This is a genomic window from Streptomyces sp. NPDC055140 (genome assembly GCF_053607285.1).
On sequence record NZ_JBSGTG010000008.1, the window covers coordinates 30,094 to 46,301 of the forward strand.

The window sequence follows — 16,208 nt, forward strand, 5'->3', positions numbered from 1 at the left end:
CACGCCGGGCGGTACCGGGCGATCATGCCGTGCGGCGGCGCAACAGGGTGAAGGCCGCGGCCGCCACCAATGCCGTCAGGGCGAGGAGGATTCCCGTTTCGACGAGTTGGAGCTGCCAGAAGTGGGAGGCGGGCTGGAATTCGCGGTAGAAGCCCGTGATGTTGTGCTGGGCCAGGCAGCTCTTGTCACTGACGCACAGGGGGTCGGCGATGCGGGCGCCGCTCGCGGTGACCGCTCCCTCGTCGAGGAAGAGGCCGGTGAAGCCCCGGTAGCCCTGGTGGACGTCGCCCGTGACGGTGGAGGTGGTCCAGAGACGGCCGCGGATCTCGCCGAGAGCGGTGATCACGATGCCGGTGAGGGCGAGCGAGACGCAGGCCGAGGTGATCACGCGCCGGGAGATGAACGCCACCAGCGCGCCGAGTGCCAGGCCGAGCAGCGGGAGCGCGACGGCGGTCGTGCCGAGGGAGCCGTAGACGCCGTCGGTGAACCACTGGTTCTCGGGAAGGCCGCTCGCCCCCGAGGCGACCAGGCGGCGCAGCGCCACGAGGACGCTGGTGCCCACGACGAGGAACGCGGCGGGCGCGGCGAGCTTCGCCGCCAGCCAGCGGGCCGGGGAGACGGACTGCGTCCAGGCGAGGGCGGCCGTGCCGCGCTCCAGCTCGCGGCCGATGAGCGTCCCGCCCGCGAAGGCGGCGGCGATCGCGGGCACGATCGTGATCAGGCTCGTGGTGAGCCCGAGCAGGTTGGTGTATGTGCCCGCGCCCGGCCCCGTGGCGGTGCAGGCGTTCATGACGCCCGCGACGCACTTGCCGGCGATGTGCCACCCGGAGCCGCCCGGACCCAACAGCCACAGCAGCAGCGCCCCGGTCAGCGCGACGTACGCGGCCCACAGCCACAGGGCGAGCCGGTGCAGCCGCAGCACCGTCCAGGTCAGGCCGGTCGAGGGGGCGAGGACGGCGGCGCTCATGCGGCGGTCTCCTTCTTCGGCTGGTATCTGCGCAGGACGAGGAACGCGCCGACGACGGCGAGCGCGGTCAGGGCGAGCAGGATGCCCGTCTCCGTGAGCTGGCGGGGCCAGTAGTCGGGGGAGTGGAGGTAGGCGCGGGTGAAGCCGGTGATGTCGTGCCGGTCGAGGCACTTCTGGCTCAGATAGCAGCCGGGGTCGGGGACCTTGGCGCCCGAGGACGTGATCGCCTTGCTGTACACGGGCAGTTCGGGCTGGAGGCGTGAGAACGGCGAGTGCTGGAACGGCCAGTTGTTGCCGCGCATCGCGCCGGCCAGGAACTGCACGGCACCGGCGGCCACGAGGGCGGGCAGCGTGCGGCGCAGGACCAGCGCGGCCAGCACGCCGACGGCGAGGCCGAACAGGGCGGTCGCGACGGTGGCGGGGCCGATGGAGAAGGAGAACGAGCGGGGGCCGATGCCCGCGACCAGCAGATGGTTGTGCGCGTTCCATACGAGCCGGTACAGGACGACGATCAGGCCCGTGCCGACGGCGACGAACACCGCGGGCACGGCCAGTTTCGCGGTGAGCCAGCGGGCGGGGGACACCGACTGGGTCCAGGCCAGCCTGGCCGTCCCCAGCTCCAGTTCGCGTGCGATCAGCGGTCCGGCGGCGAACACGGCGATGGCGAGCGAGGCCAGGGAGATCAGCGTGCCGGGCTGGTAGAAGAGGGAGTCGAACGAGCCGCTGAACGGCAGGAACATGCCCATGCCGGCGAACGCGTTCTCCTGCGCCCCGCTGTAGCCGAACGTGTCGAACGCCTTCTGTGCCGCGTCCGCGCCCGGGCCCCACAGCCACAGCAGCAGGCCCGCCGTGATGGCGACGTAGGCGGTCCACACCCACAGCGCGGTGCGGTGCAGCCGCAGCACGGTCCATACGAGGCCGTCGGGGCCGGGCAGGCGGCGCCGGGCGTGGCTCTCGGCGGGACGTTCGAGGGTCGGGGTCGTGGAGGTCACGCCGTCACCGCCACGGCGGACGCGGCCGTGCCCGGGGTGATCAGGGCCGGGGCGCCGGGGTTGCGCAGATGGGCGAGGATCAGCTCCTCCATGGACGGCTCCTGCGCCTCCCAGGCGCTGTCGAGCGGTCCGTCACGTCGGATCAGGGCGGTCAGTCCCCGGCCGGCGGCGCGGGACTCGACCACGGTGTGCGGGGCGAGGTCGGCGGCCGTGCCGCGCCCGGTGACCAGGCTGTGCGCGGCCGTCAGGTCGTCGATACCGCCGCCGAGCCGGATGCGGCCGGCGCCCAGGAGCAGCAAGTGGTCGCAGGCGTCGGCCAGTTCGGCGACGATGTGCGACGACATCAGGACGGTGGTGCCGTGTTCGGCGGCGTCCGCCATCAGCGTGCCCATCAGCTCGTGGCGGGCCAGCGGGTCGAGGTCCGCCATCGGCTCGTCGAGGAGCATCAGCTGGGGGCGCTTGCCGAGCGCGAGGGCGAGCGCGACGCGGGTGCGCTGTCCGCCGGAGAGCGAGCGGACCCGGGCCGCGGGGTCGAGGTCGCCCTGCTCGACGATCCTGTCGGCGTACGCGGCGTCCCAGCGGCCGGGGTTCAGCTCGGCGCCCATGCGCAGGGTGTCCGCGATGGACAGCTGGGGGTAGAGCGGCTTGTCCTGCGAGAGGTAGGCGACACGGTCGCGGTGCACGCCGGGGGCGGCGCCGAGGACGGTGAGGTGTCCGGAGGTGGGACGCAGGAGCCCGGCCGCGATCGCGAGGAGGGTGGACTTCCCCGCCCCGTTGGGCCCGACCAGGGCGCTGATCCGCCCGGCGGGCAGCCGGAAGGAGCACACGTCGAGGGCGGCGTGGCCGTGGCGGCCGTAGCGCTTGCCGAGCCCTGTCGCCTCGATGGCGACGGCCGGGGTGGTGCTGGTGGAACTCACTGATCCCCCTTCGGGAAGTTTTCGTCCAGTACGGCGCCGAACAGGGCGGCCGCGTCCTCGCGGTCGAGGCCCGCGGCGCGGGCCCGCCGGGCCCAGTCCGCGAGTTCGGCCCGCAGCGGCGAGTCGGCCGGGGCCGCGCCGAGCGTCCTGCGAACGAAGGTGCCGAGACCTCTGCGGGCCTCGACCAGGCCCTCGCGCTCCAGTTCGCGGTACGCCTTGAGCACGGTGTTCGGGTTGATCGCGGTGGCTTCGACGACCTCGCGGGCCGTGGGCAGCTTGTCTCCGGGCTCCAGCAGTCCGAGGCGCAGGGCCTGCTGGGTCTGCTGGACGATCTGGAGATAGGTGGCGACGCCGCTGCGCCGGTCGATCCGGTACTCGACCACGTTCCTCAACACCACCCTTTCACTAATCAAGTAGTGAAAGGGTGGTGCAAGAGAGGGGCAGTGTCAAGTGACGACTGCCCCTCGGGTGCCTGCCGGCCGCTTTCCGCTCCTGCGGACTACGACTCCGTGCGGTACATCAGGTCCGTCTCGTGGGTGACGAAGCCGAGGCGCTCGTAGACCGTGACCGCCGGCTTGTTGTCGGCGTCCACGTAGAGCATCGCCGTGGGCATGCCCGACGCCTCCAGATGCCGCAGGCCCACCGCCGTGAGCGCCTTGCCGAGGCCGCCGCCCTGGTTGCCCGGCGCGACCCCGACGACGTACACCTCGCCGAGCTGTTCCTCGGCGTGGACCTTGGTCCAGTGGAAGCCGATGACCTCGCCGTCGCTCTCCCGGACGGCGAGGAAGAAGCCGGCCGGGTCGAACCACGGCTCGGCCTTGCGGTCGTCCAGGTCGCGCTGGTTCAGCGAGCCCTGCTCGGGGTGGTGGGCGAACGCCGCCGCGTTCACCGCGAGCCAGGCCGCGTCGTCCTCGCCGGGCACGAAGGTGCGGATGACGACGCCCGCGGGCAGCACCGGCTCGGCGAGCGCGGGGCCCTCGGCCAACGGGCGCCGCATCTGCCGCAGTTCGCGGAACAGGGTCAGGCCGAGGACCTGCGCGAGGTGCCGGGCCGCCGAGTGGCCGCCGTGCGCCCAGACCCGCAGCCGCTTGCCGGACGCGCCGAGCAGCGCCGAGCCGAGCGCCCGCCCGTGCCCGTGCCCGCGGTGAGCGGGGTGCACGACGAGCTCGGCGGCCGGCGCCTCGATCGGGTCGGTGTCCTCCAGCTGGCCGTACCCGATCAGCTTGCCGTCGATGGTCAGCAGGAAGTGGCGCACGCCCTCCCTGGGGCCGCCGCGCAGCTGCAGCCTGCCCTGCTCCGACACCGCCTGCTGCCCGTCGGCACGGGCGGCGTCCGAGAGGATCTCCAGGACGGCTTCCGCCTGGTCGGGAGTGAGGGCGGTGAGCGTCTCGATCTGGCGGTCGGGGGCGGTGGGCATGGCATCGCTGGTCATGGACAAGAGGGTACGGCGACAGGCCCGCGCCGGGCTTCCTGCCAGGTGATGGCAATCAGCTCGTAACCGGCAAACACCTGTCGTGCTACGCGCGTTGACCTTAGGCTGCCGACTTGGTCACGACACACCGCCGGCACCTCCGTCGCACAGCACCCACACAGGGGGACGTACCCATGACTCCGCTGACACCGCACAGGACCAGACGCCGCGCCGCATCGCGGATACTCGCCGCGGCGGCCGGGTTCGCCACCGTCGGCGCGCTCGTCGCGGCGCTGCCCGCGAACGCCACGCAGGACCGGCACCACGGGGGCAAGGGCGGCCGCACGGTCGACGTGCAGCTGCTCTCCTTCAACGACTTCCACGGCAACCTGGAGCCGCCGGCCGGCTCGTCGGGCCAGGTCACGGAGAACCTGCCGGACGGCACCACGAGGAAGGTCGACGCGGGCGGCGTCGAGTACCTCGCCACGTCCCTGCGGACCGCCAGGAAGAACCACCCGTACAGCGTCACCGCCGCGGCCGGCGACCTGATCGGGGCCAGCCCGCTGCTGTCGGGACTCTTCCACGACGAGCCCACCGTCGAGGCGATGAACAAGCTCGACCTGGACGTCACGAGCGTCGGCAACCACGAGTTCGACGAGGGCGCCACGGAGCTGGCGCGCATGCAGAACGGCGGCTGCCACCCCAAGGACGGCTGTTTCGAGGACGGCAAGAAGTTCAAGGGCGCCGACTACCCCTACCTCGCCGCTAATGTGACGAACGAGAAGACCGGCAAGCCGATCCTCGCCCCCTACTGGGTGTGGAAGCACAACGGCGTCAAGATCGGGTTCATCGGCGTGACCCTTGAGGGCACCCCCGACATCGTCTCCGCGGAGGGCGTCAAGGGCCTGAAGTTCCACGACGAGATCGAGACCGTCAACAAGTACGCCAAGATCCTCGACCGGCAGGGCGTGAAGTCGATCGTCACGCTCATCCACGAGGGCGGCGTGCCGGCCTCCGGCTCGTACAACTACGACTGCGACTCCCCGAGCGGCGGCGCCGGCATCTCGGGCCCGATCGTCGACATCGCCAAGGGCATCTCGCCGAAGGTCGACGCCCTGGTCACCGGGCACACGCACAACGCGTACGTCTGCACGATCCCGGACCCGTCCGGCAAGCCCCGCATGGTCACTTCGGCGTCCTCGTACGGGAAGCTCTACACGGACACGACGCTGACGTACGACCGTCGCACCAAGGACATCGTGCGTACGTCGGTGAAGTCGGCCAACCACGTGGTGAGCCGCACGCAGCCGAAGGCCGCGGACATGACCGCGCTCATCGGCCGCTGGAACAAGCTCGCCGCGCCCGTCGCCAACCAGCCCGTCGGGTACATCTCGGCGGACATCCCGGGCCGCGGCGCCGCTTCGCCGGAGGAGCCGCTCGGTGATCTGATCGCGGACGCCCAGCTCGCGCACGCCAAGACCCTCGACCCGAAGACCTCGCTGGCCCTGATGAACCCCGGCGGCGTGCGCTCCGACCTCGTGTACAAGGCGAGCGGCAGTGAGGGCGACGGCGTCGTCACCTACGGCGAGGGCTTCACCGTGCAGCCCTTCAGCAACACCGTGAACCTGGCCGACCTGACCGGCGCGCAGGTCATCGCCGCGCTCCAGCAGCAGGTCAGCGGTTCCAACGAGGCCTCGCCGAAGATCCTCCAGCCGTCGGCGGGCCTGACGTACACGCTCGACATGACGAAGACGGGTGCGGCCCGGGTCCTCGTCGACTCCATCAAGCTGAACGGCGCCGCGATCGACCCGGCGGCGACGTACCGCGTCGCGATGAACTCGTTCCTCGCGGGCGGCGGCGACGGCTTCGCGGCGCTCGGCCAGGGCAAGAACCCGCTGGTCGGCAGCGACGACCTGAAGGCGTTCAACGACTACCTGACGGCCAACTCGTCGGCCGCGTCACCGATCGCGCCCCCGAAGGCGGACCGGATCACGATCGTGAAGTGACGTATCGCACGGCCGGGTTGGGGATCTAAACCGTCCCTTACTGGGAGTAATGCTTAGCGGTGGGGTCGGGACGTGTGGTGAAATCTCACGATGCGTTCCCCCCACCGCATAGCCACGTTCACGTCCGAGTCCGCCGAACTGTCTGATGTACGCACGGAGGAATCCGTTCCATCGGGCACCGTGCCGCACAACCCGTACGACGAGCTGGGCGCCCTCGCGGACCATCCGCTCGACGAGTTCCTGCACGAGGAAGACCCCGAGGCGGGGCCGGACGACCAGCCCTGGTCCAGGCCCAACCACCGTCGCGGCAGCCGCCGCCGCAACCGGTTCGCCGGGCTGCCGCTCGCCACGAAGGCCGTCGTCGGGATCCTCGTCCTCGCCGCCTTCGTCACCCTCGCCGACCGCTGGGCCCTCCTCTACGCCGAGCACCGCGCCGCGGACCGGCTCAAGGACCAGCTGCACCTGAGCGCCGCGCCCGAGGTCGACATCGAGGGCTTCCCGTTCCTCACTCAGCTCGCCGACCGGCGCCTGGACGAGGTGAGGGTCACCGTCCCCGACGTCGCCGCGAGCCGCGTCTCCCTCGCCAAGGTCTCCGCGACCATCCGCGACGTACGCATCGACGGCGACGGGCCCACCGATGTGCGCGGCGCCCGCATCGGCGGCATGACCGGCGAGGTCCTGCTCACCTTCGACGACCTGAACCGTGAACTCGGCGCCTCCCAGGTCACGTTCAGCGGACAGGGCCGCGACCGGGTCCTCGCGCGCGGCACACTGCCCGTCGCGGGACACGACCTGAAGGTGCGCGCCGACGCCACGATCCGGCGCATCGGCGACACCGGCATCGCCACCGACATCGGCGGCATGCGCCTCGACATCGGCGACCTCGCCACGTACCGGCCCGGCACGCGTCCCTCCGAAGGACTGCACCTCAGCCGCCGCTCCGTGGCGCGCCTCGCGACCGAGACCGCGAAGGCGAAGGCGCTGCTGTCCGTGCCGTCCCTCGTGCGCCGGCTCGGCGTGCCCGACTCGGCCGTGCGCGCGGCGCTGCGCAGCGACCGGCGCCTGAGCGAACTCACCGGATCGCCGCGCTTCGTGCACCAGCTGATGTCCCTGAACCTGGTCGACCTCGCGCTCGCGCACCCGGCGCTCCTGAAGAAGTTCGGCCTCGACCCGGCGCTGCTCCAGGGCCTCACCCGGCTCACCCGCCCCGAACTCGCCGACCGCCTCTCGCTGGCGTTCCGGCTGCCGAAACTGCCGGGCGCGGGCACGGGCGAGGTCCGGCTGAGTGACGTGCGGGTCGAGAAGGACGGGATCCGGGTCGGCCTGACGGGGGAGGGCCTCGGCTTCGGGCGGTAGGTCGCCCTAGGCCCCTTCGGGGACCTCCGGCGGGGGCGTGGGCGCGCCCGGCAGCTGCACCGTCGCGACCGTGCCGCCGCCCTCCGCGGCCCCGAGCTCGACGGTCCCGCCGTAGTTCTCCACCGTGCGGGCCACGATCGACAGGCCGAGGCCCGACCCCGGCAGCGCCCGCGCCGTCGGCGAACGCCAGAACCGGTCGAAGACGTACGGGAGTTCATCGGCCGGGATGCCGGGACCGTGATCGCGCACGGTCAGCCGGCCGCGCATGAGGTGGACCTCGAGGGTTCCTTCCGGCGGGCTGAACTTGACGGCGTTGTCGAGCAGATTGACGATCGCGCGCTCCAGGGCGGCGGGCTCGGCCCGCACGTACCAGGGGGCGAGCCCGGACGTGATGGTCAGCTCGGGTCCGCGCAGCCGGGCCCGCTCGATCGCGGTGCGGACCGTGTCGTGCAGCGAGACGACCTTGAGCGGGCCGTCCCCGCCGGCCAGCCCCGTACGTGACAGCTCCTGCAAGTCCCCGATGAGCGCGGCCAGTTCGGTCATCTGGGCCTTGAGCGAGGCCATCAGCGCCTTGCGGTCGTCCGGCGGGATCGCCCGGCCCGTCTCGTCGCTGCGGGTGAGCAGCTCGATGTTGGTGCGCATCGAGGTGAGGGGCGTACGCAGCTCGTGCCCGGCGTCGGCGATGAGCTGCTGCTGGAGGTCACGCGACGAGGCGAGCGAGGCGGTCATGGAGTTGAAGGACGCGGACAGCCGCGCGATCTCGTCGTCGCCCTCCACGGGGATGCGGACGGTGAGGTCTTCGGTACGGGCCACGTGCTCGACGGTGTCGGTGAGTTCGTCGACGGGGCGCAGCCCTGTGCGGGCCACCCAGAGGCCGGCGGCGCCTGCGCCGACTACTCCGATTCCGGAGACCAGGAGAAGCACCCAGGCGAGTGTGGTCAGGGGCTTGGTGACCTCGCTGGTGGGGGTGGCGAGGGAGACGGCCACGTCTGGGACCCGGTTGTTGTCGCCGGCCACAACGGGGAGCGTCAGGACGCGCATCGGTTCGCCGGCCTTGTCCGCTGTGGTGTGCAGCGCGTCGTCGCTCGTGCCTCGCGCGACGGCGAGGTCAATCGCCTGCACCGGGATCTGCGCCGCGTCCGGCGTGGTGCACACCCGGCCGTTGGTGTAGATGACCTGCACGGTCGGGCCCTGGAAGTGGATGAGCCCGGGGACGCGCTGGTTGCAGTTGTTGGCGATGAAGTTGACCTGCTCGCTGCTCACTGAACGGCTCTGGCTGCGCAGGGTGCTGTCCAGCTGGCCGTAGAGCTGACCCTTCACGATGAACCAGCACGTCGTCGCCACCGCCACCGCCGCGACCGCGACCGCCGTCGCGACCAGCAGGGCGAGCCGCGACCGCAGCGGCAGGGCGCGGAACCGCCGCACGAGCCCGATCACTCGCTACCCCCGGCCCGCAGCACATACCCCACACCCCGCACCGTATGAACCAGCCTCGGCTCGCCGCCCGCCTCCGTCTTCCGCCGCAGATACATCACATACACGTCCAGGGAGTTGGAGCTGGGCTCGAAGTCGAAGCCCCACACCGCCTTGAGGATCTGCTCGCGGGTGAGGACCTGACGTGGGTGGGCCAGGAACATCTCCAGGAGCGTGAACTCCGTGCGGGTCAGTTCGACGGTGCGCGCGCCGCGCGTGACCTCGCGGGTCGCGAGGTCCATCCGCAGGTCCGCGAAGGACAGGACGTCACCCGCGTCGTCCGCCGGGCCCGCCGCGGAGGCGTAGGCGCTGCGCCGCAGCAGAGCCCGTACCCGCGCGAACAGTTCGTCCAGTTCGAAGGGCTTGACCAGGTAGTCGTCGGCGCCCGCGTCGAGCCCGGTCACGCGGTCACCGACGGTGTCGCGGGCCGTGAGCATGAGGATCGGGGTGCGGGAACCGCCCGCCCGCAGCCGCCGGGCGGCCGTGAGGCCGTCCATGCGCGGCATCTGGATGTCGAGGACGACCAGGTCGGGCTGGTACACGGCCGCCTTTTCCAGCGCGTCCGCGCCGTCGACCGCGACCTCCGTGCCGTACCCCTCGAAGGCGAGGCTGCGCCGCAGCGCCTCGCGGACGGCGGGTTCGTCGTCGACGATGAGAATGCGCTGGGGTTCGCGGTCGCCTTCGGCGGGGCTCATGGGCGGGATTCCTCGGGGGTGCGGACGGTGGTGGGGGGCGGTATCAGCCTCGCACGGTGGCGCTGCGGGTGGGCGCGGCGCGGCGGTGCGCGGCCGGGGTCAGCTGCCGGAGGCGCCCCCGCTGCGCAGCGAGTCGAGGTCGGCCTTGACGGTGTTGACGGGGATGGCGAAGCCGAGTCCGACGCTGCCCGCGCTCGACGATCCCGACCCGCTGTCCGAACTGGCCGAGTACATCGCGGAGTTGATGCCGATGATGTTGCCGTTCATGTCGATGAGGGCACCGCCGGAGTTGCCGGGGTTGAGGGACGCGTCGGTCTGGATGGCCTTGTACGTCGTCTTGGACGAGCCCGTGTCGCCGTTGAACTGCTGCCCGCCGAACTCGAACGGCCACCGGCCTTCGCTGCCGCCGTCCTGTTGCTGCTGCTGTTCCTCGTCCGTGGAGACGGTGACGTCGCGGTCGAGCGCCGAGACGATGCCGCTGGTGACGGTGCCGGTCAGGCCCTCGGGGGAGCCGATGGCGACGACCTCGTCGCCGACCTTGACGTTGTCGGAGTCGCCGAGGGACGCGGTCTTGAGGCCGGACGCGTTCTTCAGCTTGATGAGGGCGAGGTCCTTCTTGGCGTCGGTGCCGACGACCTCGGCGGTGTAGGTCTTGCCGTCGCTCGTCCGCACCTTGACCGTCGAGGCGCCGGAGACGACGTGGTTGTTGGTGACGATCTCGCCGTCGCTCGTGATGACGACGCCGGAGCCGGTGGAGCTGCCCGCGTTCGAGGTGGCGCTGATCTCCACGATGGCGGGGCTGACGGCCTCGGCGACACCGGAGACGGTGCCCTTCCGGCTGGTGGGCACGACGCTCGTGCCGGCGGAGGCGGACGTGGACTGCTTGCCGGTCAGCTCCTGGAAGGCGTAGGCGGTGCCGCCGCCGACGGCCGCGGCGGCGATGGCGACCGCGGCGAGCAGCCCGAGCGGACCCCTGACCCGACGCCGGCGCGCGGGCGCGGGCGGCGCGGGGGAGCCCTCCGGCGTGGGGGCGGGCCACATCGCCGAACCCGGGGCGGCGTTCACCGGCTGCGGCGGGTCGTACGCGGGCGGGGGCGGAAAGGCGCCGCCCGCCTCGGGGGTCCCCGGATACGAGGACTGCGAGTGCTGCTGCTGGCCCTGGGGGTACTCGCCGCTTCGGCGGAAGCTCTCGGTCATGGCAGCAAGCCTGAACCGCGTTCATGAGAGCCACCTGAGCGTGCCCTGAGAGTCCCGCGAGAACCCTGTTTGCCCGAAATAAAGTCGCCGCCGGAAAACGGCGGGTTGACTGAGGGTGAGGTGCGGGAGGGCGCCGGAACAACTCTCACCTGCCTGCTGTGAAGGCCGTGTGTCGAGGGGCCCGCGGGATCTACGATCCCTGCGCCGGAGGGGGGTCTGCGGTGGTGCCTGGGTCCGAGCCTGAATCCGATGTCTTGTCCGCTCGGTGTCCGGTACCTGCCGTGGTGCGCGCCGTATGCCTCTTCTCGGGCCCTGAAGCCACTCTTCACACCAGGAGCCCTGAGTGATACCTGCCCTGCGCGACCGCTGGAGACGCCCCGTCACGGCGCTGTCCACGGCCGCTCTCGCGCTGGCGCTGAGCTGCGCCGGCGCCCTCGTGGCGCACCCCGCCACCGCGGCCGACGATCCGCCCGGACTGCCCGACGCGAGCATCGCCCGCACCGCGAATCCGGCCCCTTCCGCCTCCGACGCCGAACTGCGCAAGCGGGTCGTCGAGGCCGCTAAGACCCGGGCGACCCCGGAGACGAAGCCCAAGAAGACGCCGTTCATCATCGGCGGCACCGAGACGTCGATCTCCTCCGCGCCGTGGATGGTCCAGCTCTCGTACTACGACCCCGCGTCCGGCGACGGCTACTTCTGCGGCGGCACCCTCGTCGCCCCGAACAAGGTCCTCACCGCGGCCCACTGCGTCGCCGGTCTGGACTGGGTGGACAACGGCGCGGTCGTGGCCGGCGCCACCGGCCTGCTCGACAGCGCCAACGGCACCGTCGCGGGCGTCTGGCGCCAGTGGAACCACCCGCGGTACAACGACGCGACCATCCAGAACGACATCGCGGTCCTCACCCTGGACCGTCCGCTGGAGGACCAGTGGACGAAGCTGGTCCAGAGCAACGACACCGCGTCCTACAAGCCCGGCACCTCCGCCACCGTCTACGGCTGGGGCCTGACCTCGGGCGCGCAGGACGCCGACCTGTCGGCGACCCTGCGCAAGGTGACCCTGCCGCTGGTCTCCGACTCCACCTGCAACACCGCGATGCAGTCCGTCCTCGGCGAGGACGACTTCGTCGAGGGCTCGATGTTCTGCGCGGGCACCCCGGCGACGGGCACCGACGAGGGCACCAAGAGCACCTGCAGCGGTGACTCCGGCGGTCCGGTGGTCGTCGGCGGCCGCGTCGTCGGCGTCGTCTCGTGGGGCGTCTCCGGCTGCACCGCGAAGGGCGCCTACCCCGTCTTCACCAAGGTGTCCTCGTACGTCTGGGCGGCCCAGCCGCGCATCGACGACACGGACCTGAGCTTCGACGGCCGGGCCGACCTGCTGGCGCGCACCCCCTCCGGGGGCCTGTTCGAGCAGGACAGCAAGGGCACGTCGCTCGCCTCGCGCGCCTACCAGAGCGCCGGCTGGCAGACCGCGAGCTGGGCCCTCCAGGCCGACCTGGACCGGGACTTCTTCCAGGACCTGATCATGCGCGACAGCACCGACGGCAAGCTGTACCGCAGCTACTACAACCACGCGTCGGACGCCTTCGAGTGGATGCAGATCACCTCGGTGTGGGGCGGCTACAAGTCGTACGCCATCCCCGGCGACATGACCGGTGACTCCCGCCCCGACCTGGTGGCGGTGGACGCCGACGGCTCGACGTACCTCTACCCGGGCAAGGGCAACGGCGAGTTCTACGGCAAGGTCAAGGTCGTCGACAAGGCCTGGAAGGGCGTCAAGATCTTCGGTCACGGAGACCTGACCGGCGACGGCAAGGCCGACCTCCTGGTCCGCAACAGCTCCGGCGTCCTGTACCTCTACCGGGGCACGCAGGTCGAGAAGACCCCGTTCGCCGCGCGCATCCAGGCGCGTACGGGCTGGAACTTCACCTCGTACGTGACGAGCGGCGACGTGACCGGCGACGGCATCGCCGACGTCATGGCCCGCGACTCGGGCGGCACGCTCTGGCTCTACCCGGGCACCAACAAGGCGTCCGCCGACGTCTTCGGCGCCCGCAAGAGCCTGGGCACGGGGTTCAACCAGTACAACCTGATGTTCTGAGCGACCCGGAACACAGCACGCGCGCCGGTCCGGTGTTCCGGGCCGGCGCGCGTGCTGTGCGAGGTCAGGGGCAGCCGCAGGACTGGCGGACGACCAGCCGCGAGGGGAACACCTTCAGGCGCTCGCGCCGGGAACCGGCGACGCGCAGCGAGTCGTCGAGGACGAGGTCGACGGCGGACCGCGCCATCGCCGAGCGGTCGGACGCGACCGTCGTCAGCGGCGGATCCGTCAGACCCGCCTCCTTCACGTCGTCGAACCCGGCGACGGCCAGCTCGCCCGGCACCTCGATCCGCAGCTCGCGCGCGGCCCGCAGGATGCCGAAGGCCTGGTCGTCCGTGGAGCAGAAGATCGCCGGCGGCCGCTGGGGCCCGGCGAGCAGCTCGAGTCCGATCTTGTACGCGTCGTAGCGGTTGTACGGCGCCTCGAACAGCCGTCCCTCGGTGGAGAGTCCCGCCTCGTGCATGGCCCGGCGCCAGCCCTCGACGTGGTCGGAGACCGGGTCGCCGACGGACGGCGTCTCGGCGGTGCCGCCGACACAGGCGACGTACGGGTGACCGTGCTCGAGCAGATGGCGGGTGGCGAGCTGGGCGCCGCCGATGTCGTCGATGACGACGGCGACGTCGTCGATCGCCTCGGGGCGCTCGTGCAGCAGGACCACGCGCGCGTCCCACGCCTCGATCTCGGCCGCGGCCCGATCGTTCAGGCCGTGGCTGACGAGGATGAGGCCGGAGACCCGCATGCCGAGGAAGGCGCGCAGATAGTGGACCTCGCGCTCCTCGACGTAGTCGGAGTTGCCGACGAGGACCATCTTTCCGCGCTCGGACGCCGCCTGTTCGACGGCGTGCGCCATCTCCGCGAAGAACGGCTGGCGTGCGTCCGGCACGATCATGCCTATGAGGTCGGTCCGCCGCGACGCCATGGCCTGGGCGACCCGGTCGGGCCGGTACCCCAGTTCCTTGATCGCGGCGAGTACACGCTCGCGCGTGGCCGGGGCAACCGGCCTAGGTCCGTTGTTGATGACGTAGCTCACGACCGCGGTCGAAGTACCCGCCAGTCGCGCCACATCATCCCGAGTCACCTTGGCCACGCGCGGAGTCTACGCGGATGGACCTACCGCTGGGCAGGGCGTCCGGCGGCGGCCTGATGAGCGCCCGCCCGGGGCTGCTCGGCCGGCTCCCGCACGGCACGGGAATCCGCCGCGGAGTCCGTGGTGTCGGCGTGTGCCGTGTGCTCCGCCGGTGCCGCGTGCTCCGCGTGGTCCGGCCTCGGAGTCGCCGCCTTGGCCTTCGCCCCGTCCGCCGCCCGCTCGACCTTCTCCGGCGTCACGAAGCGGTAGCCGACGTTGCGCACGGTGCCGATCAGCGACTCGTGCTCGGGCCCGAGCTTCGCGCGCAGGCGCCGCACGTGGACGTCCACGGTGCGGGTGCCGCCGAAGTAGTCGTAGCCCCACACCTCCTGGAGCAGCTGGGCGCGCGTGAAGACGCGGCCCGGATGCTGCGCGAGGTACTTGAGGAGCTCGAACTCCTTGAAGGTCAGGTCGAGGACCCGCCCCTTCAGCTTCGCGCTGTAGGTGGCCTCGTCGACCGACAGGTCGCCGTTGCGGATCTCCATGGGGGAGTCGTCGGTGACGATCTGCTGGCGGCCCATCGCGAGGCGCAGCCGCGCCTCGACCTCGGCCGGTCCCGCCGTGTCGAGAAGTACGTCGTCGATACCCCAGTCGGCGGTGACGGCCGTGAGGCCGCCCTCCGTCACGACGAGGACCAGCGGACAGCCGGGCCCTGTGGAGCGGAGAAGCTGGCACAGGCTGCGTACCTGCGGGAGGTCGCGGCGCCCGTCGATGAGGATGACGTCGGCACCGGGGGTGTCGACGAGAGCCGGGCCCTCGGCGGGGGCGACCCGCACGTTGTGCAGCAGCAGGCCGAGAGCGGGGAGCACCTCCGTCGACGGCTGAAGGGCATTCGTGAGGAGCAGCAATGAACTCATCGCGGCCCACCTGCCTGGGTCGTCCTACGGTCGTGCACGGTTCGCTCGCCCATAACGTCGGTTCCTCCTCGGTCCCTGCGAGGACGTTTACGGCACTGCTTCGTACTGCTTGTTCGTGGTGCTTCGGGCCCCGCGCCCCGGGGCCCTGTGCGCCTCGCGGCCGGCGTTCGTATACAACGCGGTCCGAAAGCACAAAAGGACCCGGGGGCTTCGCTGCCCGGATCCTCTGCCTAGGAGAATAGCCCACATGAGTTCCGGTCCGGCAGGTCAAGACGCACGATCTTCTGTGCAGCCGATCACTGCCCGCTCACGGCGTGTGATGCTGCGCACTCGGGACGGGGTTCCGATCGAGGCCACCCACGACCCTGGGCCGGGCCCCGCCGGCGGCCCGGTGATCGTGGTCGCGCACGGGTTCACGGGCGATCTGGAACGGCCGCACGTCCGGCGTGCGGCGGGGGTGTTCGCGCAGCGTGCCGCCGTGGTCACGTTCTCGTTCCGCGGGCACGGGCGGTCGGGCGGGCGGTCCACCGTCGGCGACCGGGAGGTACTCGACCTGGTGGCCGCAGTGGAGTGGGCGAGGTCACTCGGGCACGGACAAGTGGTGACCGTCGGCTTCTCGATGGGCGGTTCCGTCGTCCTGCGGCACGCCGCGTTGCACAGGGGGCGCACGGAAGCGCGCTCCGACGCCGTGGTCGCGGTGAGTGCCCCGGCCCGCTGGTACTACCGCGGGACCGCGCCTATGCGGCGGCTGCACTGGCTGGTGACGCGGCCCGCCGGACGGATCGTGGGCCGTGTCGGACTCCGCACCCGCATTCACCCGCACGAGTGGGACCCCGTGCCGCTCTCGCCGGTCGAGTCCGTTCCGCTGATCGCGCCGACGCCGCTCCTGATCGTGCACGGCGACCGGGATCCGTACTTCCCCCTCGACCACCCGCGGATGCTCGCCGCGGCCGCGTCCGGCGGGGCCGAGCTGTGGCTGGAACCGGGCATGGGGCACGCCGAGCACGCGGCGGACGACGGGCTCCTCGCGCGGATCGGCGACTGGGCCACGGCATCATGGACGACGGCAACCGCCGAATAGACCGCATGGACAGACCGCATGGGAGGAACGCC

At 71.6% G+C, this 16,208-nt stretch carries 14 protein-coding genes; 4 read left to right on the forward strand and 10 right to left on the reverse strand.

Annotation, left to right across the window (positions count from 1 at the left end):
• Positions 1-22: 22 nt before the first annotated feature.
• From ACWFR4_RS17175 to mshD, 5 genes are all read right to left on the reverse strand, one after another.
• Entirely contained in the window at positions 23-967 is a 945-nt protein-coding gene (locus tag ACWFR4_RS17175; RefSeq protein WP_453466802.1) for an ABC transporter permease, read from the reverse strand.
• Positions 964-1,959, reverse strand: coding sequence for a hypothetical protein (locus ACWFR4_RS17180; RefSeq protein WP_453466804.1), 996 nt, complete (start codon positions 1,957-1,959; stop codon positions 964-966). The genes ACWFR4_RS17175 and ACWFR4_RS17180 overlap by 4 nt, the downstream gene beginning before the upstream one ends.
• Positions 1,956-2,876, reverse strand: coding sequence for an ABC transporter ATP-binding protein (locus ACWFR4_RS17185; protein WP_453466806.1), 921 nt, complete (start codon positions 2,874-2,876; stop codon positions 1,956-1,958). The genes ACWFR4_RS17180 and ACWFR4_RS17185 overlap by 4 nt, the downstream gene beginning before the upstream one ends.
• Positions 2,873-3,259 (reverse strand): GntR family transcriptional regulator, encoded by a 387-nt coding sequence (locus tag ACWFR4_RS17190; RefSeq protein WP_266569342.1) that lies wholly within the window; start codon positions 3,257-3,259, stop codon positions 2,873-2,875. The genes ACWFR4_RS17185 and ACWFR4_RS17190 overlap by 4 nt, the downstream gene beginning before the upstream one ends.
• Before the next feature lie 116 nt (positions 3,260-3,375).
• Positions 3,376-4,308 (reverse strand): mycothiol synthase, encoded by a 933-nt coding sequence (mshD, locus tag ACWFR4_RS17195; RefSeq protein WP_453466808.1) that lies wholly within the window; start codon positions 4,306-4,308, stop codon positions 3,376-3,378.
• Between the two features lie 173 nt (positions 4,309-4,481).
• On the opposite strand from mshD, the gene ACWFR4_RS17200 reads away from it, so the two are divergent.
• On the forward strand, positions 4,482-6,293 hold the full coding sequence (locus ACWFR4_RS17200) for a bifunctional metallophosphatase/5'-nucleotidase (RefSeq protein WP_453466810.1): 1,812 nt from the start codon (positions 4,482-4,484) through the stop codon (positions 6,291-6,293).
• A 90-nt stretch (positions 6,294-6,383) separates the two neighbouring features.
• A complete protein-coding gene (locus ACWFR4_RS17205) occupies positions 6,384-7,649 on the forward strand; it encodes an LmeA family phospholipid-binding protein (protein WP_453466812.1) in 1,266 nt (421 codons plus the stop codon).
• 6 nt (positions 7,650-7,655) lie between these two features.
• Here ACWFR4_RS17205 and ACWFR4_RS17210 read toward each other — a convergent pair whose 3' ends face one another.
• From ACWFR4_RS17210 to ACWFR4_RS17220, 3 genes are all read right to left on the reverse strand, one after another.
• Positions 7,656-9,086: a HAMP domain-containing sensor histidine kinase gene (locus ACWFR4_RS17210; protein ID WP_453653111.1), complete on the reverse strand. Its 1,431-nt coding sequence runs from the start codon at positions 9,084-9,086 to the stop codon at positions 7,656-7,658.
• Positions 9,083-9,817 (reverse strand): response regulator transcription factor, encoded by a 735-nt coding sequence (locus ACWFR4_RS17215; RefSeq protein WP_453653113.1) that lies wholly within the window; start codon positions 9,815-9,817, stop codon positions 9,083-9,085. The genes ACWFR4_RS17210 and ACWFR4_RS17215 overlap by 4 nt, the downstream gene beginning before the upstream one ends.
• Positions 9,818-9,916: 99 nt before the next feature.
• Positions 9,917-11,014: a S1C family serine protease gene (locus tag ACWFR4_RS17220; RefSeq protein ID WP_453466816.1), complete on the reverse strand. Its 1,098-nt coding sequence runs from the start codon at positions 11,012-11,014 to the stop codon at positions 9,917-9,919.
• Between the two features lie 343 nt (positions 11,015-11,357).
• Between ACWFR4_RS17220 and ACWFR4_RS17225 the strand changes: the two genes are divergently transcribed.
• Positions 11,358-13,112, forward strand: coding sequence for a trypsin-like serine protease (locus ACWFR4_RS17225; RefSeq protein WP_453653115.1), 1,755 nt, complete (start codon positions 11,358-11,360; stop codon positions 13,110-13,112).
• A 64-nt stretch (positions 13,113-13,176) separates the two neighbouring features.
• Here ACWFR4_RS17225 and ACWFR4_RS17230 read toward each other — a convergent pair whose 3' ends face one another.
• Positions 13,177-14,199: a LacI family DNA-binding transcriptional regulator gene (locus ACWFR4_RS17230; RefSeq protein WP_453469027.1), complete on the reverse strand. Its 1,023-nt coding sequence runs from the start codon at positions 14,197-14,199 to the stop codon at positions 13,177-13,179.
• A gap of 23 nt (positions 14,200-14,222) precedes the next feature.
• The gene (locus ACWFR4_RS17235; protein WP_453653117.1) at positions 14,223-15,095 is read right to left on the reverse strand and encodes a winged helix-turn-helix transcriptional regulator; all 873 of its coding nucleotides are present in this window, start codon (positions 15,093-15,095) and stop codon (positions 14,223-14,225) included.
• 247 nt (positions 15,096-15,342) lie between these two features.
• Here ACWFR4_RS17235 and ACWFR4_RS17240 point away from each other — a divergent pair, with 247 nt between their 5' ends.
• Entirely contained in the window at positions 15,343-16,176 is an 834-nt protein-coding gene (locus ACWFR4_RS17240) for an alpha/beta hydrolase (protein WP_453469030.1), read from the forward strand.
• The last annotated feature ends 32 nt before the right edge of the window (positions 16,177-16,208 follow it).